The sequence below is a fragment of the Vibrio amylolyticus genome, from assembly GCF_023145695.1.
Taxonomy (GTDB): Bacteria; Pseudomonadota; Gammaproteobacteria; order Enterobacterales; family Vibrionaceae; genus Vibrio; species Vibrio amylolyticus.
Genome location: NZ_JAJHVV010000009.1, coordinates 176,384 through 197,802 on the forward strand (window position 1 = coordinate 176,384; position 21,419 = coordinate 197,802).

Annotated in this window: 18 protein-coding genes; 12 read left to right on the forward strand and 6 right to left on the reverse strand. The window is 44.0% G+C overall.

The features are described from left to right. Window positions 1-197: 197 nt before the first annotated feature. On the forward strand, window positions 198-503 hold the full coding sequence (locus KP803_RS15455) for a DUF1330 domain-containing protein (protein ID WP_248009749.1): 306 nt from the start codon (window positions 198-200) through the stop codon (window positions 501-503). 345 nt (window positions 504-848) lie between these two features. After that, entirely contained in the window at window positions 849-2,444 is a 1,596-nt protein-coding gene (locus KP803_RS15460; RefSeq protein ID WP_248009750.1) for an ATP-binding cassette domain-containing protein, read from the forward strand. A 73-nt stretch (window positions 2,445-2,517) separates the two neighbouring features. Here the strand turns inward: KP803_RS15460 and KP803_RS15465 are convergent, their stop codons facing one another. Then, window positions 2,518-4,917: a PKD domain-containing protein gene (locus KP803_RS15465; protein WP_248009751.1), complete on the reverse strand. Its 2,400-nt coding sequence runs from the start codon at window positions 4,915-4,917 to the stop codon at window positions 2,518-2,520. A gap of 254 nt (window positions 4,918-5,171) precedes the next feature. Between KP803_RS15465 and rsgA the strand changes: the two genes are divergently transcribed. Both rsgA and KP803_RS15475 read left to right on the forward strand, forming a co-directional pair. Then, entirely contained in the window at window positions 5,172-6,239 is a 1,068-nt protein-coding gene (gene rsgA, locus KP803_RS15470; protein ID WP_248009752.1) for a ribosome small subunit-dependent GTPase A, read from the forward strand. A gap of 229 nt (window positions 6,240-6,468) precedes the next feature. After that, entirely contained in the window at window positions 6,469-6,879 is a 411-nt protein-coding gene (locus KP803_RS15475) for an Hpt domain-containing protein (protein WP_248009753.1), read from the forward strand. 256 nt (window positions 6,880-7,135) lie between these two features. Here KP803_RS15475 and KP803_RS15480 read toward each other — a convergent pair whose 3' ends face one another. Beyond that, window positions 7,136-8,176 (reverse strand): alkene reductase, encoded by a 1,041-nt coding sequence (locus KP803_RS15480; protein WP_248009754.1) that lies wholly within the window; start codon window positions 8,174-8,176, stop codon window positions 7,136-7,138. A 142-nt stretch (window positions 8,177-8,318) separates the two neighbouring features. Between KP803_RS15480 and KP803_RS15485 the strand changes: the two genes are divergently transcribed. Both KP803_RS15485 and KP803_RS15490 read left to right on the forward strand, forming a co-directional pair. Beyond that, the gene (locus KP803_RS15485; protein WP_248009808.1) at window positions 8,319-8,897 is read left to right on the forward strand and encodes a TetR/AcrR family transcriptional regulator; all 579 of its coding nucleotides are present in this window, start codon (window positions 8,319-8,321) and stop codon (window positions 8,895-8,897) included. A gap of 83 nt (window positions 8,898-8,980) precedes the next feature. Further along, on the forward strand, window positions 8,981-9,691 hold the full coding sequence (locus tag KP803_RS15490; RefSeq protein ID WP_248009755.1) for a hypothetical protein: 711 nt from the start codon (window positions 8,981-8,983) through the stop codon (window positions 9,689-9,691). A gap of 221 nt (window positions 9,692-9,912) precedes the next feature. On the opposite strand, the gene KP803_RS15495 is transcribed toward KP803_RS15490, so the two are convergent. From KP803_RS15495 to uraH, 4 genes are all read right to left on the reverse strand, one after another. Continuing rightward, window positions 9,913-11,274, reverse strand: coding sequence for an 8-oxoguanine deaminase (locus tag KP803_RS15495; protein ID WP_248009756.1), 1,362 nt, complete (start codon window positions 11,272-11,274; stop codon window positions 9,913-9,915). A 138-nt stretch (window positions 11,275-11,412) separates the two neighbouring features. Beyond that, window positions 11,413-12,840 carry a nucleobase:cation symporter-2 family protein gene (locus KP803_RS15500; protein WP_248009757.1) on the reverse strand — a complete coding sequence of 476 codons (1,428 nt, stop codon included), beginning with the start codon at window positions 12,838-12,840 and terminating at the stop codon, window positions 11,413-11,415. A 296-nt stretch (window positions 12,841-13,136) separates the two neighbouring features. After that, entirely contained in the window at window positions 13,137-14,477 is a 1,341-nt protein-coding gene (locus KP803_RS15505) for an NCS2 family permease (protein ID WP_248009758.1), read from the reverse strand. A 208-nt stretch (window positions 14,478-14,685) separates the two neighbouring features. Next, window positions 14,686-15,039, reverse strand: coding sequence for a hydroxyisourate hydrolase (uraH, locus tag KP803_RS15510; protein ID WP_248009759.1), 354 nt, complete (start codon window positions 15,037-15,039; stop codon window positions 14,686-14,688). Window positions 15,040-15,473: 434 nt separating this feature from the next. On the opposite strand from uraH, the gene puuE reads away from it, so the two are divergent. The 6 genes from puuE (at window position 15,474) to KP803_RS15540 (ending at window position 21,351) form a co-directional block, all read left to right on the forward strand. After that, entirely contained in the window at window positions 15,474-16,385 is a 912-nt protein-coding gene (gene puuE / locus KP803_RS15515) for an allantoinase PuuE (RefSeq protein WP_248009760.1), read from the forward strand. A 27-nt stretch (window positions 16,386-16,412) separates the two neighbouring features. Continuing rightward, complete coding sequence (uraD, locus tag KP803_RS15520; RefSeq protein ID WP_248009761.1) at window positions 16,413-16,928, forward strand: 2-oxo-4-hydroxy-4-carboxy-5-ureidoimidazoline decarboxylase; 516 nt, start codon at window positions 16,413-16,415, stop codon at window positions 16,926-16,928. A 98-nt stretch (window positions 16,929-17,026) separates the two neighbouring features. After that, entirely contained in the window at window positions 17,027-18,034 is a 1,008-nt protein-coding gene (gene alc, locus KP803_RS15525; protein WP_248009762.1) for an allantoicase, read from the forward strand. Between the two features lie 103 nt (window positions 18,035-18,137). Then, window positions 18,138-18,713, forward strand: coding sequence for an ureidoglycolate lyase (locus KP803_RS15530; RefSeq protein WP_248009763.1), 576 nt, complete (start codon window positions 18,138-18,140; stop codon window positions 18,711-18,713). Window positions 18,714-18,775: 62 nt separating this feature from the next. Next, the gene (locus KP803_RS15535) at window positions 18,776-20,050 is read left to right on the forward strand and encodes a urate hydroxylase PuuD (protein ID WP_248009764.1); all 1,275 of its coding nucleotides are present in this window, start codon (window positions 18,776-18,778) and stop codon (window positions 20,048-20,050) included. A 158-nt stretch (window positions 20,051-20,208) separates the two neighbouring features. After that, on the forward strand, window positions 20,209-21,351 hold the full coding sequence (locus tag KP803_RS15540) for a sugar diacid recognition domain-containing protein (protein WP_248009765.1): 1,143 nt from the start codon (window positions 20,209-20,211) through the stop codon (window positions 21,349-21,351). The last annotated feature ends 68 nt before the right edge of the window (window positions 21,352-21,419 follow it).

Consider the following 21,419-nt stretch of genomic DNA (forward strand, 5'->3'; position numbering starts at 1 on the left):
TGTATCCGTAGACAAGTCCTATCTGCAGCACCTTTACGGAAAGCCAGATCATCGATATCTCCAGTGTGGTATCACCCATTATACTAGCACGGCATATGTATCGTGATAATAGTTCCATTTACAAAATGAATAGTTAGCCCGATTTATATCCAAATAACACCTATACTCATTGGGGTATTTATCAATAGGAGTTGAAGATGTCTGTTTATTATTCGGTTGTGGAAGTGACCCCAACCAGTGAAGAGTGGATACCTAGTTATATAGAGCAGGTCACGCAGATAGTTGCAAAACATGGTGGGAAGTATCTTGCGCGAACAGGGAGTCACCAACAAATGGAAGGCGATCGAGAGAGCGCAGCGTTATGTGTGATTATCGAGTGGCCATCGAAAGAAGCTGCAGTAGGATTGATGGAAGACCCTGCTTATGCACCGCATTTTAAAGCGCGTAGTGAAGGCGCTGTGAATCATCATATTTTTGTTGAAGGTAAGGATGATTTTGCTTAAAGATAATACGGTAAAATACAGTTGCCCTAGCTTAACGCTGGGGCGTTTTTTTGTGACTTGAGCCTTGTCTCAATTGTTGCGTTGTCATACAAGATCCAGTTACAATCCGCACATCCCATCTTTAGGAGTCTACGCCCATATGAATAACTAATACCTGTCATCCATTCACACAATATTTTTGGATCCACAGGGTTAGTAGGCGTAGCTTTTAGCTCAGATCGAGCGAATTTTTCTACCTATTGCAATATGAAGAGTACATGTTGAGCATGATACATAGGCACAGTTCTATCTGTTATTACTCTCTCTATTGCTACGTCTTACGCCCCTGTTTACAGGAGGCAACTTATGCCACAAGACCATATAAAATCGATACGACCGCTGATACAAGCAAACAATCTTAGTTACCAGTTTGATAATGGAGAAACTCTATTTAGGGATATTTCCTGCACATTAACCCATCGTCGAGTTGGGTTAGTTGGGCGAAATGGGGTTGGGAAATCCATGTTAACCTCTTTGCTCATTAAGCAGGAATTACCGGCCACAGGTAACGTGCTATTGAACGCTAAAACAGCCAGTTATAGTCAACTTCCTTCTGAGCTATTAACCGGTGATATAACCATTGCTCAATTTTTAAAACTTGATCTCATTATTCGCGCTATTGAGCACATCGAGCAGGGGGAATGTGACACTGAGTTATTCTCATTGGTAGGAGATAATTGGACAGCCAAGCAAGATTTAGAGCAGCAATTGATATCGCTAGAGTTACCGGCTGATGTCCACTTTCGTTGCCAGTTGTTGAGTGGTGGGCAGCTGGCAAGACTTCGATTATGGCAGCTGTTTACTTCAGACGCAGATCTATTGGTGTTAGATGAACCTTCTAACCATTTAGACTCTGAGGGAAAGCATTGGCTATTGAACCAAATAAACCAGTACAAAGGCCACATTCTGCTGATAAGCCATGACAGATTGTTACTTAGGAAGATGGACCGAATTTGGGAGTTATCAACGCTTGGCTTAACTCAGTATGGAGGGAACTTCGATTTTTATACCCAACAAAAGCAGCAAGAATTTCTCGCCATTGAACGACAAGCAAATAGTGTTACTAAGCAACAGAAACGATTGGAAGTAGAGGCCCAGAAAAATAGAGAGAAGTTTGAGCAAAGAGCGGCCAAGGGAATGAAGGAGAGAGCAAAAGGAGGCACACCGAAAATTGTGCTTAACCAACACCGTAGTAAAGCGACGGCTAAGGTCTCGAATCGTATGAAAAATGAGAATGGTCGACGTGAACTACTGCAAGAGAAAGCAAGTTCATTACAGGCGAGGCAAGAGCAGTTAAAAGAGCAGAAAATGTACCTTTCAGAGAGTAACCAGCGGTCAAAAGGCTTGGTATCCATCGTTAATGGACGGCTCCCGTTTGGAAACCAACAATCAATAAATATACAGATTAATAGTTCAATGAAGTTGCACCTTCAAGGTGGAAATGGCAGCGGTAAATCGACACTGCTTAAAGCTATGTTAGGTCGTGTAGAACCTACAGTTGGCGAGTGGAATATTAATACGCCAATGGTTTATCTAGATCAGCATTTTGGACTGTTGAAAGATGACCTTTCTTTAATTGAGAGTGTTTGTACGCTTTGCCAAGGTATGCAGCAAAGTGATAGCAGAACACTACTTGCGGGCATTGGTTTTCGTCGGGATGATGTGCATCGATTAGTCAGTCAGCTAAGTGGTGGGGAAAAAATGAAATTGGCAATGTTGCTTATTAGTCATCAGCCAGAACAGCCTCTGCTTTTACTTGATGAACCCGATAACCATCTGGATCTCGATTCAAAGAGGATACTAGCAACCGCGTTGAAACAGTATGAAGGTGCATTTATCTTGGTTAGCCACGATGAGGACTTTATACAAGAGAGTGGAGTCAACAATACTCTTTCCCTTTAAACTCAATTGGCAGAGATTGGCTTTATAAAAACGGCCTCAAAATAAGAGGCCGTTAAACATAATGGTTAACCTGCTACGGTGAGCTAATACTGGTTTCCCCACCAAAGTCATAGCCAGATTTACTGATGTTCGTAACGGTGAAAGTGACCCCTTCTCCCTCTGGTATAGAAGGCGAAGTAAAGTTCGTAACGCCACGTCGATTAGTTCTTCCTGATACAGTTTGGCTACCACTAGACCATTCCCAACGGGCACTAATATTGGCTCGACGTATTAAGTCGCCACTACCGTTATGGTCTCGAACCTCTGCGGTAACAGTGAAGGTCGCGCCAGAACCTCCGTCTCCACCATCTCCGCCGTCACTACCACCTCCCCCATTACCTTTACCGTTTCCGCCTTTTGCTTTGGAAACCGAACTATTTTGCATAATAGTCAGGTTCGCTTTGAGGTCATTAATGGTTGTATCTTCGGTGACGGAAACATTGACGCTATCGCTGTTGGTTGCGCCAAAGTCATCAGTAACGGTCAGTGTTGCAGTGTAGTTCCCAATAGCTCCATAGGTGTGATTAGGGTTGCTCGCTGAAGAAGCGCTACCATCGCCAAAGTCCCAGCTATAACTAACGATAGAACCATCACTGTCATTAGAACCTGCACTAGAGAATGAAACAGACTCACCTTGAACGACCGAGCTTGGGTTAACCGATGCTACTGCGACTGGATCGCTGTTAGTGACGCTGATAACGACAAAGTCAGAATCATCATTACCATTGCTATCAGTAACTGTTAGAACCACGGTGTAATTGCCAGGCGCAGTGTAAGTATTCGAAGCGGTTGAACCTAGGTCAGAGTTACCATCACCGAAGTCCCAATCATAACTGGTGATGGTGGTGCTTTCACCGTTCGCTACCGAGCCACTACCGTCGAAGTTCACCAGTAATGGATAACCTCCTGAGGTTGGTGATGCATCGATATTGGCTGTAGGAACTAATACACCACCTGCATCTGGGTAGTTACCTGAGATAGTGTAGTTGCCCAAACTGCCGTAGTCGGTGTAGCCCGATGGTGATGAGCTCTGTGGTGAACCAACTCCAACACCTTCAACAGAAAGATAGTAGTCGTCAATCGCTACGGGATAGTTCACGATGATCGCGGAAAGTGATGGGCTTGGGTTAAAGCTTGCCAGCATCACTCCGTTGGTATCATAAAGCACTACCATAATGTCCAAATTAGGGCTTTCCACATAAGGCTCTACGGTAATATTAAGATCGCCAGATCCCGACTCTATTCGGTAGAAGTCGATGTCATTAGGGCCTGAAATAATATTGGATATGGCGTTGAGCGTGACAGTAGATCCATCACTCGTCCCTGTTAATAGCTCTGCACTTGGAAGACCAGTATTACTATCAACCAGTAATTTGGCCCCAAAGCTGTCTATGACGGTTAAATCTTGCTCGGTATTATTCGCGCCATAGTAATCCCCTTTACTCCATTGCACGACGGTTTGATCGTAGCCAACCCCCATGATGGGAGCCCAGTCTAATGTGGTTTCGGTAGCACCATGTCCCCAATAGTAATTGGTTGAAGGGCCGCCATCATGAGAAAGCCCAAGGTTATGCCCAGCTTCATGCGAGGTGGCTTCGGCTATATTTTTGGCGGAATTAGACAAGTTGTCATAGAAGACAAAAGCTGGCTTGTACCATCCTCTATAGAAAGGGTCACTCCAATAGAAATCAAATACACCCACGTAAGCAAAACCACCACAATTACAAGCGTTTGGGCCAGCGGTGAAATCTTCCGTTATGACGACACGAGTGCCGTAAGTAGTATCGGCTTCTACATCGCGCATGATGGCATCAACGCCTGGATCTTGTGTCGTCACATCGACATCAAAGGGGGCGTAATCTTCAGCGACCATCTGCCAGACTTTTTGAATGGCAGTATGCTCACTGCTGTTAAATGTATTAGGTGAGCCATCTAGATCGAACGGGGTGGCGATGAAGTTGCCGTAATCTTGATTCCATGCAGTATTGGTAATGTTGGTATCGCCAGTGAAATCGAGGTAAATGACGCGATTTGAGCCTGGACGGCTGTGCAAGAGGAACGTTTGCGAATTAGGAAATGCGCCTTCTGAAACTTCAACTTCTCCTTCTGATGGAGACGCTAACGTCGGAGCAGGCTCAATGATCAGCATTCGACCCGTTTGATCAATCCATATCGATGGATCTTCACGCAGCATCTTAATAAATTCCGCGACACTCTTTCCATACCATTTGGCTACATCAGGGAGTTTATTCCCCAATGCCACAATAGCAACTTGCCCTTGCGCTTTTTCTGGAAGTTCTACATTAGGGAAGGGGGGCCTATCTTCGTTCTTTGCAAAAGCACTTTGAGTGTTGAACAAGGCGAACAAAAGTAGCAGCATAAAGTAAGTGAAAGCTTTATGGGTATAGCGAGGGTGCGATAAATAACCTGTCATAACAACGTCCTAGTTAATACTGGTTGTAGTAAGGAGCAAGCCAACGTTATTTTAATATTTTGTATCCATTAATTTTAGTAGAAAACGGAGCGTTTTGAGCTTTATTTGATAGTTTTATCATTAGAGTGAGGGGGGTAGAGATGAAATAGATAAACACTTGACCTGTCTAGTGCTTTATAGTTTAAGGTGTTGGCACTAACAAAGGCTATCGAATGTGAGCACACTAAAACTGGCTTTGAATAATAAGGGTGAAAATGAGTACTGAAATCGAACCAAAAACATTAATGCCATCCTCCTTATCTCAACTAGGGTGGCGTCCATTCTTTCAACAACAACTGACGCTTGATGAGTTTACAGAATTTTCTATTGGTCGAATTATTGAACATCACCGAAGCGGTGTTGTTGTGATGAGTGATCAAGGTCAATTCAGTCTTACTCAAACACCTAGCGGTGAGCGCGTCTGCGTAGGTGACTGGGTGTTATTTGATGATTCCAAACGGCTCGTTAGAGGTTTAGAACGTCAGTCGGTGTTTCAACGTAAGTCACCGGGCTCAAAGCTTGATACACAGTTAATTGCCGCAAATATCGACAGTGTATTTATTGTTTGTTCATTGAATGACGATTTTAACCTTAGTCGAATTGAGCGTTACCTTGCGATCGCGAAAGAGGCCGATGTTGAGCCTGTCATCATTTTAACCAAAGCGGATTTATGCGCTGATGTTGAAGATAAACGACAAAATGTTCAATCACTTGACCCGCTTCTAATAGTGCATGCGGTTAACGCCCTAGACGGTGATCATTTAGCTGAGCTGAGTCATTACTGTAAAACGAATAAGACTATCGCGTTTTTGGGTTCATCGGGTGTTGGAAAATCGACATTAGTGAACGGATTAATGGGGGCGAATGTCATGGACACTGGCGCCATTCGAGAAGATGACAGTAAAGGCCGACATACGACAACCTATCGTGCGATTAAGTGGTTACCTCAGGGAGGCCTATTGATGGATACGCCGGGAATGCGAGAGCTACAACTCAGTGACTGTGAACAAGGTGTCAGTGAGACGTTTGGAGAAATCACTGTGTTGGCCGAACAGTGCCGATTCGGTGATTGTAGCCACCACTCAGAACCCGGTTGCGCAATTCAAGCCGCATTGAACGATGGCACACTCGAAGAGCGCCGCTTTATCAGCTACCAAAAGTTGATGAAAGAACAAGCATTTAATAGCTCGTCATTGGCTGAGAAAAGAGCCAAAGACAAAGCCTTTGGTAAAATGGTGAACAGCGTTCAAAGTGAGGCTAGATACCGTAAAAAAGGTCAATAGTCTCCAATCGTCACATTGTTAATACGCTTTACTATCGAACCTAATAATGCACGCTAATTAAAAAACGCGAACTCGTGATTCCTTGTCTAGAATCTAAATTAATGCTTCAAAGATGGAACTAGTAATTAGATCGAATAGAGGCAAATGCTGGGCTTTGAAAGTGAAATGTCACCCACTAAGTGCATCAGAGTGCAATAATGACGAGAACAAAGGCAAGGATACGAGCTAAATGCAGACGAGTAACCATATAGATGCATCGGACGTAAGTATAGAAACTAATGAGGCTGATATCGCTACGCCTGTTTGGGATAAGGACCAAGCGATGCATAGAGTTGGTGACAGTGATGAGTTCATGGTGCTCATCGCCAACAGCTTTCTAGGGTCCGTAGATTCACAGGTTGAGAATCTAACTCGCGCACTAGAAAATGGCGATATGGGTGCCGCTAGAAATGAGTTTCACGCCTTTAAAGGTGTAGCAGGAAACATCAGTGCCATTGAACTTATGAACAACGCGAGTGAGTTAGAGGTGCTAGCGAAAGAACAAGATAGGCAAAAGATCAGTGAGAAATTACCTGAGTTTGAGCGTAAGTTAGCAGCGCTAATAGTGGTACTCAATGAATACATCGCTGAGGTGGGGTAGATGAAAATTTAGTCCTATATTGTTTCCCGCCTGAGATTCATAGTGTCGATTAAAATGTTGACTCTGGATTACAGCTGTAGCTATTGAGTACGTACCTGGTTTTATAATTGGAAATATGTGGCAGAAAATGAAGTGTTTAATAAGCCAGATTTAGAAGAGAGTTGGGGGAGGACAAATAAAAAACCGCCAATAAACTATTGGCGGCAAAGTGAAACAGGCAGGAACGTTTCTGAAATTTAGTTAAGGAATCATATCTTTACACTAACGACATCAGCATCTCATCAGAGTACTCAATGAGGTCATCACCAGATTTGACCTTGGCAACGTAGTCTGGGTTTGCAATCAGTGGACGGCCAATAGCAAGCAGATCAAACTTGTTTGCTCCGATGGCTTCACTGCCAGATTCCGCTGTGTAACTACCTACGCCAACGAGTGTTTTAGAGTAGTTAGATCGAATATATTCCGAAGCGCTACCATCTAGATAGTCAAAGGTCATGGAGTCATCGAAGATTCCAACGTGTAAGTAGGCTAATTCACGTTTTTCTAATTCTGAAAGAAGAAGATCAAATACTGCACGATCACGTTTATCAGTGTCGATGTGAGCATAGGCCCCTGGTGATATGCGAAGGGCGGTACGATCTTCCCCGATTCGATGGCTAATGGCATCAATAACAGCGAGTGGGAATCGAACCATATTTTCAATACTGCCACCAAATTCATCCTCACGAACGTTACTGCTGTAATGCAGGAATTGATCAATGAGGTAGCCATTTGCACCATGAATCTCAACGCCATCAAAACCCGCGTCTATAGCGTTTGCTGCTGCTTGGCTATAATCAGCAACAAGTTGATCAATCTCTTCTTTTGAGGCTGCTTTTGGAACGGTGTAGGTAAGTTCACGCATTCTAGGAACGGAGCCTTCAATCCCTAAAGCAGAAGGCGCAAGCACAAACTCACCGTCAAAGAAGTGGGGGTGGGCTACTCGGCCTGTGTGCCAAAGTTGGGCAAAAATCTTACCACCATTTTGATGAACGGCACTGGTCACTTTCTTCCAACCCGTAATTTGTTCTGCAGTAAATAGGCCCGGAGTGTTTGGGTAGCCTTGGCCATCAGGGCGAATAATAACGGCTTCAGAAATAATCAGTCCAGTATCAGCACGGCGAGCATAGTAATCCGCCATTGCTTGGGTTGGAATAAGATTCTCATCAGCCATGCAGCGTGTTAGCGGCGCCATAAGAATTCGGTTTTGCAGAGTAATAGTACTGTTTAGATCAAGCGGTTGAAATAGGTTTTCCATGCTGAGCCTTCTGTGATTTAGGTATCTGTTTCTTGAATGACCATTCAAATTAGATCAACTTGAACGATCATTCAAGTTCTTTTTTGAACAATCATTCAAAATGGGATAATATGAAATGCAATTACCCAATGAGAGAGTCAATATGCGCAGTGCCGAGTTTGATCGCGAAAAAGTGTTACGGTCAGCCATGGATGCCTTTATTAGCAAAGGCTACAGTAAAACCAGCATGCAAGATTTAAAAAAAGCCACGGGGCTGCATCCGGGCTCAATCTACTGTGCATTTGAAAACAAACGTGGCTTGCTTGTTGCAGCTTTAGAGCACTACCGTTCAGAAAGAAACAACGAGTTTAATATGCTGTTCGACAGTAAAGAATCGGTTATGGAAGGCTTAGAACTCTATCTTGATGGAGTTGTGGCCGAGTGTGAAAGCGCTCAGATTAAACAGTGTCTGTTGCAAAAAGCCATGAGTGAACTTGCTGACCAAGACGAAGAAGTTGAAGGTATTATTAGCAACATGCTCAATGACTGGCAACACGCCTTTACCGACAAACTGAACCAAGCACAGTTGAACAAAGAGATTTCATCAGAGAGAGATTGTGAGGAGCTATCTCAGTTTCTTGTGATGGGAATCTATGGTATTCGCACGTTTTCTTATACCAATCCAGAGAAGGGTGCATTGGCTCGCCTAAGTAAACAGCTTCTCAATTACGTTAAAGGATAGAGAGTTTATTCATGGTGTGGAATTTTTAGATAGCCCTGCAGCAAATACATGCTTGGCTCTAATTTAAGCAAAGGACGCTTTACTTGAATCTGACAATTAATACTTCTGAACTAATCGATCTATTTGCTGCATTTGAGCTGGAGTTAGGTTTTCTTAACTCAGAATCAGATACGGTGACTAAGTTAAGAGAGATGGTTCTATGGATTAAGAGTGATATTCCAGTGGGAGGTTTTGCTCCTACTGTGGATGGACGAAGCTTACCAAAGGTGGTGAGACATATTTTCGATAGTACTCACTTTACGCTTGATGAATTAACTGAATTTGCTCTAAATGAGTGTAGCTTTAGTTGTGAAGGCACTGGTGTGAGTTACCCGGAAGATTGGGATGCTGACGATCTAGAAGAGTGTGGTATTTACCGACCAACCGAAGTAGTGGTATTAAGCTACTGGATTGGGGGATTCTCTGATGTCTTGATTCCGCGAACATCGTACATTCAAACGCTACTACAATACCTTATAGAGAACAGTCGTGATGATCTTGTGGTGCGGCTTAATAAGGCGTTATGTGTGGCAAGTAAGGTAGGTCTATCACCGTTACAGCACCGGAGCTTGCATTTACTGCTATTAAACATTGAACCAGAACTAAGGCTTAGCCAATCACGAAAGTTGAATGAGTTAAATGGAAAGATGCAAGCGCTAAGAGATCTTCTGCGTGATACGGATGCTGCCTTAGGTATCTCATCGCAACTAGAGGTAAAAACTTGGGGGCATGTACGTCAGTATGATTTATGGTAAAGCGCTCCAAGCCTGAAAGGCTTGAACTCCTTTAAGGAGGGGTCTATTTTTTTTACAATATTTCAGCTTTTCTCTTCAGAGCATTTTGTACGGGCCAGTCTCTCATCACCAAAATGGGCTATGACTGCTCTTCCTACTAAATAATGACTTCTGGATTGGCTGGAAAAGTGATGTAAAAAACCGAAGCATGAGCTTCGGTTTTTAATACTAACCCGAAAGCGTTAAGAGTGTGCTGATAACTTCGCAAGCCTAACAGCCGCTGCTTTGTGCCTGTTGATCAGTGCTTCCAAATCAACACCAATAACCTGGCCGTCATGCACTCGCCATTTTCCGGCTATCATCACGCGATCCGCTTGTTGCGCCCCGCATAACAATAGTGCGGCAAGTGGATCATGGCTACCAGAAAAACGAATGTCATCGAGTTTGAACATAGAAATGTCCGCTTGTTTTCCAACATCAAGTACACCGATATCATTTCGTCCCATCGATTGAGCTGACCCTTTCGTTGCCCAGCGAAGCGCATCAAAATGACTGATATTACTAGAGCCATATTGTAAGCGTTGCAAATACATCGCCATGCGTACTTCACCGATCATGTTAGATCCGTCATTCGAAGCTGACCCATCAACACCTATCCCAACGTTTACACCGGCTGCTTCTAACTGATTATTTTTACAAATACCGGACGCCAACATCATGTTTGATGTAGGACAGTGGCTAATCCCAATCTTTGCCTTACCCAAACGTTTGATTTCATCAAGGTTAAAGTGAATGCCGTGAGCAAGCCATGTTCGTTCGTTAAGCCAGCCCACATCTTCTAAATAATCAACGGGACGCAAGCCAAATTTCTCTAAGCAAAACTCTTCTTCATCAATGGTCTCGCATAGGTGAGTATGAGTCATAACATCTTCTTGCTTGGCGATCCTTGCTGTTTCTTTCATTAAGTCTGTGGTGACGGAAAATGGAGAGCATGGAGCAAGAGCAATTTGTGTCATCGCGCCTTCACTATTGTCGTGGTATTCGCGAATAAGCCTTTGGCTGTCATCAATGATCGCTTGCTCAGTTTGAATGGTATGTCTAGGCGGTAATCCACCTTGGTCTTCACCTAAGCTCATTGAGCCTCGGGTCAATACTGTTCGAACCCCAAGGCTTTTTGCGGACTCAACTTGTAAATCAATCGCGTTTTCTAAGCCAGTTGGAAGTAGGTAGTGATGGTCGGATGCGGTAGTACAGCCAGACATCATTAACTCTACCAGTGCGAGTTCTGTTGCAACGCTCATCATCTCGGCATCGAGGTTCGCCCAGACAGGGTAGAGCGCTTGTAACCATGGAAACAGCTCTTTATTGAGCGCATCAGGGTAGGCGCGAGTCAGCGTTTGATAAAAGTGATGGTGTGTATTCACAAGCCCTGGCGTGATCACATGGTGTGATGCATCAACGGTGTAGTCGACTACAACGCTGGGTTCTTGGTGACGTGCTAGCAGTTCAACAATTGTGGTACCGCGTACAACCAAACCGCCTTCAGCGTTTTGGTTAGTGCCGGAGTAAATTGCCAGTGGATTCTTAATCCAGATGGTGTCCATTCATGGTAGTCCTTAGCCATCTCAACCTTTTCAGGGAAGAGGGTCTTTTCATTGTATTTTTTGGTTGTAAGCACCGTATTTATTGCAAAGGTGCGCTTATTTCGACAAAGCGAAAATTTGTGTTCTTATATTTATCCGTTAATTTGAATTCTTAGATGATGTTAATGGCGCCGATGTTTCTAATGTATCGTCTTGTTGTACGTTCGTTTCATTAAGAGATTGTTCGGCCATCTCTTCTTCTACCTGCAACTGACTTTCGGCTAACGCTTCTTTCTCTTCTTTTGCGGAAGACTTTGGAAGCAAGATATTCAATAGAACCGTTACGATGGTGCCTGTTGTGATCCCTGAGTGTAAAAAGTTAGACAGATCATGAGGTAAGTGCTGTAAAAGCCTTGGTTCGAATGTGACCGCAAGACCAGAGGCAAGCCCGACACAGATAACCAGCGCGTTTCGCTTAGTATCGGCAGCTTTAATAAGCATACGAATACCCGCATACGCGATCATGCCAAACATAACAAACCCGACACCACCTAACACAGGTTTTGGAATGGTGACTGCAAAGGCGGCCAACTTGGGAAATAGACCACCAAGAATGAGTAGGCCACCTGTCGTTGCAACCACGTATCGGCTTGCGACGCCGGTGATACCGACAATCCCGACATTTTGGCTAAATGAAGCCAACGGCATTGCTGTTAAAATGGACGATAGGGTACTACCCACACCATCGGCCAATAGACCACGCTTTAAGTCTTTTCCGCTTACTTTGGTATGACAGTTGTTACCAAGAGCCATGAAATCACCGGTTGCTTCAGCGATAACAACAATGTAAACCAAGCTCATACTAATGATGGCGCTTAGAGAAAAGGTTAAGCCAAATTTAAACGGTTCAGGGCCACCGACCCAAGCGGCAGAGCTTAGCTGTTCAAGGTTAACCATCCCCAATGATAATGCCACAATGTAACCACCTGCTAACCCGATAACGATGGCTGACGCTGCCACGGCACCTTTGCAGTAAACAGAAACCGCGACCACTATACCCAGTGATACGGCTGCTAAAAAGAGCTTGGGTAATGTAGCGAATTCTTCACTCACGGTTGGGGAATCACCGACCCAATTCATAGCAACAGGCAGTATTGTTAAGCCGATCAGTGTCACTACGACACCACTGACCACGGTTGGAAAGAGTTTTCTCACCTTATCCATATAGAAACTGGCAATGATGACGACAAACGATCCAACGAGTGCAGCGCCCATGATGCTTGAGACGCCCCCTTCTTTTCCGATCGCAATAGCGACACCCAAAAAGGCAAAGCTAGAACCCATCACAACGGGTAGACGGATACCAAATGGGCCAATACCGAGACATTGTGCAATGGTGACAATACCTGACGCGAGTAACGCAGCGTTAATTAGAGACACGATATCTGGGCTGGGGAGGCCAATGGAGGATCCGACAATCAAAGGCACCGCAACAATACCACCGATGGAGGCGAGCATGTGTTGCAAAGCGAGTAAGAGGGTTATCCCTTTAGGAGGACGTTGGTTTAATGTGTAGAGAAGTTTCATGTTCTGTTCCTCAAGAGTGAATTATTTACTCTTAGTTTTATAAAAACAATGACTTCTACAAACTGCGTAGGGTCAAAACTATCAACGACAGAGTGTACTGCGCCGAATTTTTGGTGCACAAAACCGTAAAGGCCAAGCCTTTTCAATTTCGAGCAGAGATTAGGTTATGTTTTTAGGTGATTTATGTTGAAAGCCAGCTCTCTCTTGATGCTAAAAGAGTTGAGCTGGCTAGGTATTATTAGCACTGATTGATGTGCTTTACGTTGTCACCCAAACGAGCTTAGGTATCAACAAGGCTAGATATAAACGAGCTTTGCAACAAAAATTGCTGTCAGAACGTACATTGAGATAGAAACATCTTTTGTTTTACCTGTTGCCACTTTTAGTACAGTGTAAGTAATAAAGCCAAGTGCAATACCGTTTGCGATAGAGAACGTTAATGGCATCATTAGAGCCGTTATCGCTGCTGGCGCACCGTTGGTGAAGTCTTTCCAGTCAACGTGCTGCATGCTGCTCATCATCACGAATGCGACATAGATAAGTGCACCAGATGTTGCGTACGCTGGGATCATTCCAGCCAGTGGTGATAAGAAGATTGCAGCAATAAAGAGTGCACCAACAACAATAGCAGATAGACCAGTACGAGCACCCGCAGCGACACCTGAAGCACTTTCTACGTAACTGGTTACTGGTGGACAACCCACACAAGCACCAGCAACACTGGCAATACTATCGGCTTTTAGTGCTTTGCTTAGCCCTTCAATACGGCCTGTTTCTTTATTGATAAGATTTGCACGGTCGGCGACGCCCATCAGTGTTCCTGCTGTATCAAACATGTTGACGAACAAGAACGCTAAGATCACGCTGACCATTGAAATGTTCAGAGCGCCCGCAATATCCATTGCTAAGAACGTTGGAGCAATGCTTGGCGGTGCCGCGAAGAAACCGTTGTATTGTACAAGGCCAAGACCCATACCAATCAAAGTCACACTCAAAATACCGATAAGAACCGCACCAAAGACACGTCGCTCACTTAACACGGCAATGATTAGAAACGCAACGGCGGCAAGTAGCGCGTCTGGTTTTGCGAAATCACCAAGAGAGACCAATGTAGCTGGGTTTTCTACAACAATACCCGCTGTTTTTAGGCCAATTAATCCTAGGAATAGACCCACACCTGCTGTCATTGAGTAACGCAAGCTGTGAGGAATACTTTCTATAATCCACTCGCGTACTTTATAAAAACTCATGCCGACAAAGAGAACACCAGAGATGAACACCGCACCTAGCGCCACTTCCCAGCTGTACCCCATTTCACTAACAACAGTGAAAGAGAAGAAGGCGTTAAGCCCCATGCCCGGAGCTAAGCCAACAGGCCAGTTGGCGAATAAACCCATTAAAATACAGCCGATAGCCGCACCAATACAGGTAGCGACAAAAACAGCGCCTTGATCCATGCCCGATGCGGCCATGATTTGTGGGTTAACAAAGATAATATACGCCATGGTTGCGAAGGTTGTTACGCCGCCCAATAGCTCGTTCTTTATACTACTTCCGTGTGCTTTAATTTTAAAAAAGCGCTCTAACAAACCGTTTGACGGCTGTTCGTTGAGTACATCTGCTTTACTATCATTCATTGCAGCTAGTCCTTTTTCTTATTTATATTCCGTTATTGATTCTGTAAAAATCTTAACAATATTATTAAGTTATATTCCGCTGTTGAGCTGCTTGTTACAGAGCTCGTTACTAAATCGCTAACAGATAAAAAATCCAATAGTTAAAAAGCTAGCGGAACTGTTTTAGATGAAATAAGTGTGTTGCAGTTACCGATACCATCGGCGTAAATCAGCTACCTCGGTAAGTTGAAAAACTGTATGGCGAAACAAGTAAAGGCACATGGTAATGCGAATCTTCATCGCTAAGCCCAAATCGAATCACGACATCATCAAGAAATGGAACATCATCGAGTTTGACGCCTTCTCGTTCAAAATAACTGGCGACGTGAAAGACCAACTGATATTTACCGGCCTTAAATTGATCCTCTTCCAGTAAAGGCTTATTGGTACGGCCATCATCATTAGTAAAGGTTTGTCCAACAGGTTGGTATTGCTCGCCATCAAACTTAAACAGTTCAACTTTGATCTCCGAACCTGGTGTGCCTTTCATTGTGTCTAATACGTGTGTAGTGAGTTTTCCCATGGTGACTCTGCGCGGTAGCGCACTCCTTGATAGCTTTACAAATTCATTATTCCTAGAAACAACCAGATCTCTAGAAACAACTAATAATCGTTGTTCTTGCTGCTGTGATATTAATATGTACACAATTTTTGAAATAGTAAAGCTTAATGTTGCGAGTTTGTTACGTCAAAAAGATGATTTTCCATTGGTGGACTCACAGTAATGACAAACAATACCGTGTAGGTTGATATTTAAGTTGTTGATTTTAAGTGTTCATTTTATATTAATTAACTTAATAAACATTTTCTTTACATTAAAATAAAAAATTGTATACAATGTAAGTATGGAGTTTGTAGGAAGCAGTCTGATTATTGAATTGAGAAGTGAACCTTCTGTTAGCACTGTTTCTTTTATCAATTACGATTTCTTAAATGAATCGAGCAAGGAGAGTTCGGATGAATAAGGATTATTCGAGAGATTTAATCGGCTATGGCCAGAATCCCCCTCATCCCCACTGGCCGAATAATGCCAAAATCGCCATTTCATTTGTTCTTAACTATGAAGAAGGTGGCGAGCGTTGTGTACTTCATGGTGATGAAGAATCAGAAGCTTTCCTGTCAGAGATACCCTCTGCGCAACCTATTAAGGGTGAACGCCACATCAGTATGGAATCGATCTATGAATACGGTAGCCGAGCTGGTGTATGGCGCGTATTACGTTTGTTTGATGAGTATGAGATTCCACTCACCATATTTGCCGTTGCGATGGCAATAGAACGCTACCCAGATGTTGCAAAAGCAATGGTTAAGGCGGGGCATGAGATTTGTAGCCACGGTTATCGTTGGATCGATTATCAATATATGGATAAAGATCTTGAGCGTGAGCACATGAGTAAAGCCATTGATATCATCGAGAAGGTGACAGGGTCACGTCCTTTGGGTTGGTATACAGGTCGAACAGGGCCGAATACTCGCCAGCTTGTTGCCGATGAAGGTGGCTTCTTATATGACTCAGACGCGTATGATGATGATCTGCCTTATTGGCACACGCAAGGTGAAAAACCGCAACTTGTTATCCCATACACGCTAGATGCGAACGATATGCGCTTTTCAACTGTTCAAGGCTTCAACAGTGGTGAACAGTTCTACCAATATCTAAAAGATACGTTTGACACCTTATACATGGAAGGCGAAACCGCGCCGAAAATGATGTCAGTTGGCCTTCATTGCCGATTGATAGGTCGCCCAGGCCGAATTGCTGCGCTGCGCAAGTTCTTAGACTACGTTAAACAGCATGATCGAGTGTGGCTAACGCGACGCGTTGATATCGCGAAACATTGGCACGAAGTACACCCATATTCAAAGTAATCATCATTAATGCTCAAGGAGGGCAACATGACCCAGTTTAGATTTTGTAAGCCAACCCAAATGGACAAAGAAGCCTTTGTTTCTCATTTTGCGGATGTGTATGAACACAGCCCATGGGTGGCGCAAGTCGTATTTGAACAAGGGCTTAGTGATGAAGATAACAATGTAGAAAGCTTACATTTTAAAATGGCTTCATCACTGCTTAGCGCTGACCAAGATAAACAGCTAGCACTGATTAATGCTCACCCGGATTTAGCTGGGCGTGCAGCAGTTAACGGTGAACTCACCGCAGCCTCTACGTCAGAGCAAGCTGGAGCGGGAATTGATCAATGTTCTCCTCAAGAGTTTACTAAATTTACCACCTATAACGATAGCTACAAAAGTCGCTTCAACTTTCCCTTTATCATGGCGGTAAAAGGGGCCAATCGTTACCAAATTCTCGAGTCGTTCGAGAAGCGATTAGGCAATGATAGTGAAACTGAGTTTGCTACTGCGATTCAAGAAATCAACAAGATTGCCCTGTTTCGCCTCCGAGATATGTAAGTCAACAGCGACAACTATTTCGGCTTAAAACGAGCGCTAAATAAAGCCCTCGATACTCATTTTATTATTAATTGAACAATTGGATAGGATTCAAACGAATGACACAAGAACTTGGACAAACAAATCGCTTTCAAGATTACACGAACCTAGCAGACGAGCGACTCGGTGCTGAAGCACTTTATGCAACGGATGATTTCTTTGCAGACAAATCTCGCATGTTACGTCGTGAGGCGCCTGAGTGGAAAGATGATGTCTATGATGATAACGGCAAGTGGATGGATGGCTGGGAAAGCCGTCGTAAGCGTGGTGAAGGTTACGACTACTGTGTAGTAAAACTTGGCCTAGCGGGCACCATTGCAGGGGTAGACATCGACACAACATGGTTTACTGGTAACTTCCCGCCGTCAGCGTCTTTAGATGCCTGTTACAGCCCAGAAGGTGCGCCTTCTGAGTCTCAAGAGTGGGATGAGATCATTGCGTCGACTAGCCTTCAAGGCGACAAGCATCACCTAACCGAAATTGACAGTGACAAAGTGTACACACACGTTCGCCTGAATATTTACCCAGATGGTGGTGTCGCACGCTTACGTATCTACGGTCGTCCAAGTGTTGATTGGGCAAACCTAAGCGCTTCTCAGCAACTTGATTTCGCAGCGGTAGAAAATGGCGGTCGCGCACTGGCATGTAGTGATGAGCATTATGGAACTAAAGCCAACATTTTAGGCCCTGGTCGTGGCGAAAACATGGGTGACGGTTGGGAAACGGCGCGTCGTCGTACTCCTGGTAATGATTGGGTCATCGTTGCACTTGGTCACTCTGCGAATATCTCACGTGTTGTGGTTGATACGGCTCACTTTAAAGGTAACTTCCCAGACAGCTGTTCAATTCAAGCAGCCTACGTAAGTGGCGGAACAGATGATCAAGTAGAGACACAAAGTCTATTCTGGCGTGAACTGTTACCTGCTCAAAAGCTATCAGCACACGAGTTGCATGAGTTCAACGAGCAAGTGAAAGACCTTGGTGCGATCACGCACGTTCGACTCAATATCTTCCCAGATGGTGGTATTAGTCGTTTACGTTTATTTGGTACTAAAGCATCGAAGTAAGGTCTTCGAAATTATAACCTCGAAGTAACCGTATCGAAGTAAAAGCATAAAACAAAGTAGTTATTAGGTAGCAGCTAAGTAAAAGCGAATTAAGGGAAATCAAATGAGCAACGGCAATCGTCAACTTGAACTATCACGTTTAAAAATAGAGCCATTAACAAAAGCAGCGTTTGCTGAATTTGGAGACGTTATTGAAGCGGAAAACAGTGATTTCTTCATGATCAATAACGGTTCGACTAAACGTTTTCATAAATTGGCGAGTGCAGATGTTGAAGAGCAGGGCGGTCACACAATCATGAGTATTTTTGAAGCAACACCGCTTGAATACCCATTGACGATCAACATGCTCGAACGACACCCGCTAGGCTCTCAAGCTTTTATTCCATTACTTGGCCAGCCTTATCTATTGGTTGTCGCTCCAAAAGGCGACAACCCAAGCTTATCGCAGTGTCGCGCTTTTCTAAGTAACGGCAAGCAAGGTGTGAACTACTTAAAAGGGGTTTGGCATCACCCAGTATTGGCATTAACTCCTCAAGATCGTTTTCTAATTGTCGATCGAGCAGGAGAGGGCAATAACTGTGACGAAGTGCATTTCGAAGACAATCTCGTCTCTTTGCATTTGGATGACCTCCCTAATGTAAATAATCAGGATGAAAAGCAGCTCGCCGAAGTGAATTAAGCGTCTGACTAATAGGCGTAGAAACAACGAACGAAAGCGCAGATGCATTAAAGGAGTAAATTATGGATCCGCATATTACTGAATGGTTGAATTTGGCAATTCGCTGGGCTCACATGATAGTGGGTGTCGCATGGATTGGTGCCTCTTTCTATTTTGTATGGCTAGAAAACAATCTTAACCGTGTTAATCCAAAAACCGGATTGTCAGGGGATTTATGGGCAATTCACGGCGGTGGTATCTATCACCTAGAGAAGTACAAACTCGCACCACCAGAAATGCCAGAACACTTACACTGGTTTAAGTGGGAAGCGTACTTTACTTGGATCACAGGTGTTTTATTGTTAGGTGTGGTTTACTACCTTAACGCAGAAATTTATCTGATTGCACCAGGGTCTGGGCTTGATTCAACCACAGCCGTTGCCATTGGTATTGGCGCGTTGATCGCGGGTTGGTTTGTTTATGATCTTCTGTGTGATTCACCACTGGGTAAGAAACCAGAACTATTAGGCTTTGTGCTGTTTTTAGCCTTAGTCGGTGCCGCTTACGGCTTGTCTCAAGTGTTCAGTGGTCGCGGTGCTTATATTCACGTTGGCGCAATCATTGGTACCATCATGGTGGGTAACGTATTCCGCGTTATCATGCCAGCACAGCGTAACTTGGTTAAAGCGATTGAAGAGAACAGAGAACCTGATCCAGCGTTACCGGCGAAAGGTCTATTGCGTTCACGTCATAACAACTACCTAACGCTACCCGTGCTGTTCATTATGATCAGTAACCACTTCCCAAGCACGTATGGGCATGAGTATAACTGGGCGATTCTAGCTGGACTTTCAATCTTCAGTATTTTGGTTCGTCACTACTTTAATACGCGTCATGGTAGCCAAAAATTTGCATGGACAGTACCTGTCGCCGCACTGGGTATGATTACCTTAGCGTTTGTCACTTCACCGTATGCGAAAAAATCGATGGCACCTGTTGCAGTTAAACCTGCGGTTGAGCAAGTGCAGCCTGTAGCTGATTCGGCAACCTCTACACAAGACGTTGCGGCGACAGAAGCTCATAGTGATTCAAGCATGATTCCGTTTAAGCAAATCAATGATGTGATTCAAGAGCGTTGTTCGGTATGTCACTCAGCGACACCTTCTCACGCGGCCTTTGCAGCTGCGCCAGCAGGAGTCATTCTTGATACGCCTGAAGAGATCAAAGCAAATGTACCGAGAATTGTGGCTCAAACAGTCACGACCAACGTGATGCCATTGGGTAACTTAACTCAAATGACGGATGACGAGCGTGTGCTCATTGGTGAATGGGTCGAGCAAGGTGCGGTGATTCAATAAAGGGTTTGATGAGAGTTCATTACTAGGATACAGCCGTTAATAGGTTGCCTTGGCGATAAGTCGAGGTAACCTAGCTTATCGGTTCTCTCTATTCCCCCTTTTCACTCTTTATCTCTCTATGCTAACGTGCTTTTTATCATAAGATTTAAGGCCACATTATGCAGTTAAACTCGCTGATCGCACGCCAGATCGTAGAACGAGCCAGCAAAATCATTCAATACCCCGTCAATGTAATGGATGAAAACGGGCAGATTATTGGCTCTAGTGATCCTGCACGATTACATCGCACTCATGAAGGTGCACTGCTTGTTATTCACGATAATAGAACCGTCGAAATAAACAAAACGGTAGCAAGTACGCTTATTGGTGTGAAAGAGGGGATTAACCTCCCCATCTTGTATCAAGAACAGGTGATTGGTGTTGTTGGTATTTCAGGTTTACCTGATGAAGTAAGACACTATGGCGAGCTGGTTAAAATGACCGCTGAGTTGATCGTGGAGCAAGCGGCGCTAATGGCTCAAGTTCAGTGGAATAAGCGTCATAGAGAAGAGCTACTGTTGCAACTAATTCAAGGTTCAGAGCTCAATGAAAATCAGCTGCTATCGATTGCTGAAAGGCTTGATTTAGACCTGTCTCAACCTCGTATTGCTGCGGCGGTAAAGGTGATCCCTAAGCATGGTCAATCATTAACGTTAGAGCATTTGCAAAAACTGGTACACCTGCTTGAGCACCCTGAGCGAGATAATATTGTGGGTATTGTATCGGTGTCGATGAATGAAATTGTGGTACTCAAACCCGTGACTCTCGTTAATGGGGAATGGAGTAAAAGAGAGGAACAGAAGCGGGTTAAGAAACTGCTCAAGCGAATTCAGCAAGTCGGTGAGTTTTCGATAAAAATCGCAATGGGCGACTATTTCCCTGAACTGTCAGGTATTGCCCGTTCATACGAGACGGCCAAAGCGACACTCGAATGCAGTGGCAGTTGTAGAGAGTCGATTCTTTTCTACCAAGAAAACAAGCTGTCTATTTTTGTTGGGGCATTAAAGCAAGACACTTGGAGACGTAGCCAAATTATCCAACCGCTAGAAAAATTGATTGAACAAGATACAAAAGGGGTTCTCGTTAAAACGCTTAGAGTCTTTTTTGAACAAGATTGCGATCTGGCTCAAACTTGTGATTCGCTCCATATTCATCGAAATACGCTGCGATATCGGCTAGAGAAGATTGACGATGTTACTGGTTTAAATATCAATAAGTTAGATAATAAAGTTCAGTTGTATTTGGCATTAAAATGTATGTAATGCATCGAGTTAAATGTGCAAGGTGACAAAAAACACCACGGTTATTTGGGTTATATTTGTCACTCTGC

What these genes read in the sequence shown, in the direction of transcription:
- KP803_RS15455 (WP_248009749.1), top strand. Translation starts at nt 198, where the DNA reads ATGTCTGTTTATTATTCGGTTGTGGAAGTGACCCCAACCAGTGAAGAG.
- KP803_RS15460 (WP_248009750.1), top strand. Translation starts at nt 849, where the DNA reads ATGCCACAAGACCATATAAAATCGATACGACCGCTGATACAAGCAAAC.
- KP803_RS15465 (WP_248009751.1), bottom strand. Translation starts at nt 4,917, where the DNA reads ATGACAGGTTATTTATCGCACCCTCGCTATACCCATAAAGCTTTCACT.
- rsgA (WP_248009752.1), top strand. Translation starts at nt 5,172, where the DNA reads ATGAGTACTGAAATCGAACCAAAAACATTAATGCCATCCTCCTTATCT.
- KP803_RS15475 (WP_248009753.1), top strand. Translation starts at nt 6,469, where the DNA reads ATGCAGACGAGTAACCATATAGATGCATCGGACGTAAGTATAGAAACT.
- KP803_RS15480 (WP_248009754.1), bottom strand. Translation starts at nt 8,176, where the DNA reads ATGGAAAACCTATTTCAACCGCTTGATCTAAACAGTACTATTACTCTG.
- KP803_RS15485 (WP_248009808.1), top strand. Translation starts at nt 8,319, where the DNA reads ATGCGCAGTGCCGAGTTTGATCGCGAAAAAGTGTTACGGTCAGCCATG.
- KP803_RS15495 (WP_248009756.1), bottom strand. Translation starts at nt 11,274, where the DNA reads ATGGACACCATCTGGATTAAGAATCCACTGGCAATTTACTCCGGCACT.
- KP803_RS15500 (WP_248009757.1), bottom strand. Translation starts at nt 12,840, where the DNA reads ATGAAACTTCTCTACACATTAAACCAACGTCCTCCTAAAGGGATAACC.
- KP803_RS15505 (WP_248009758.1), bottom strand. Translation starts at nt 14,477, where the DNA reads ATGAATGATAGTAAAGCAGATGTACTCAACGAACAGCCGTCAAACGGT.
- uraH (WP_248009759.1), bottom strand. Translation starts at nt 15,039, where the DNA reads ATGGGAAAACTCACTACACACGTATTAGACACAATGAAAGGCACACCA.
- puuE (WP_248009760.1), top strand. Translation starts at nt 15,474, where the DNA reads ATGAATAAGGATTATTCGAGAGATTTAATCGGCTATGGCCAGAATCCC.
- uraD (WP_248009761.1), top strand. Translation starts at nt 16,413, where the DNA reads ATGACCCAGTTTAGATTTTGTAAGCCAACCCAAATGGACAAAGAAGCC.
- alc (WP_248009762.1), top strand. Translation starts at nt 17,027, where the DNA reads ATGACACAAGAACTTGGACAAACAAATCGCTTTCAAGATTACACGAAC.
- KP803_RS15530 (WP_248009763.1), top strand. Translation starts at nt 18,138, where the DNA reads ATGAGCAACGGCAATCGTCAACTTGAACTATCACGTTTAAAAATAGAG.
- KP803_RS15535 (WP_248009764.1), top strand. Translation starts at nt 18,776, where the DNA reads ATGGATCCGCATATTACTGAATGGTTGAATTTGGCAATTCGCTGGGCT.
- KP803_RS15540 (WP_248009765.1), top strand. Translation starts at nt 20,209, where the DNA reads ATGCAGTTAAACTCGCTGATCGCACGCCAGATCGTAGAACGAGCCAGC.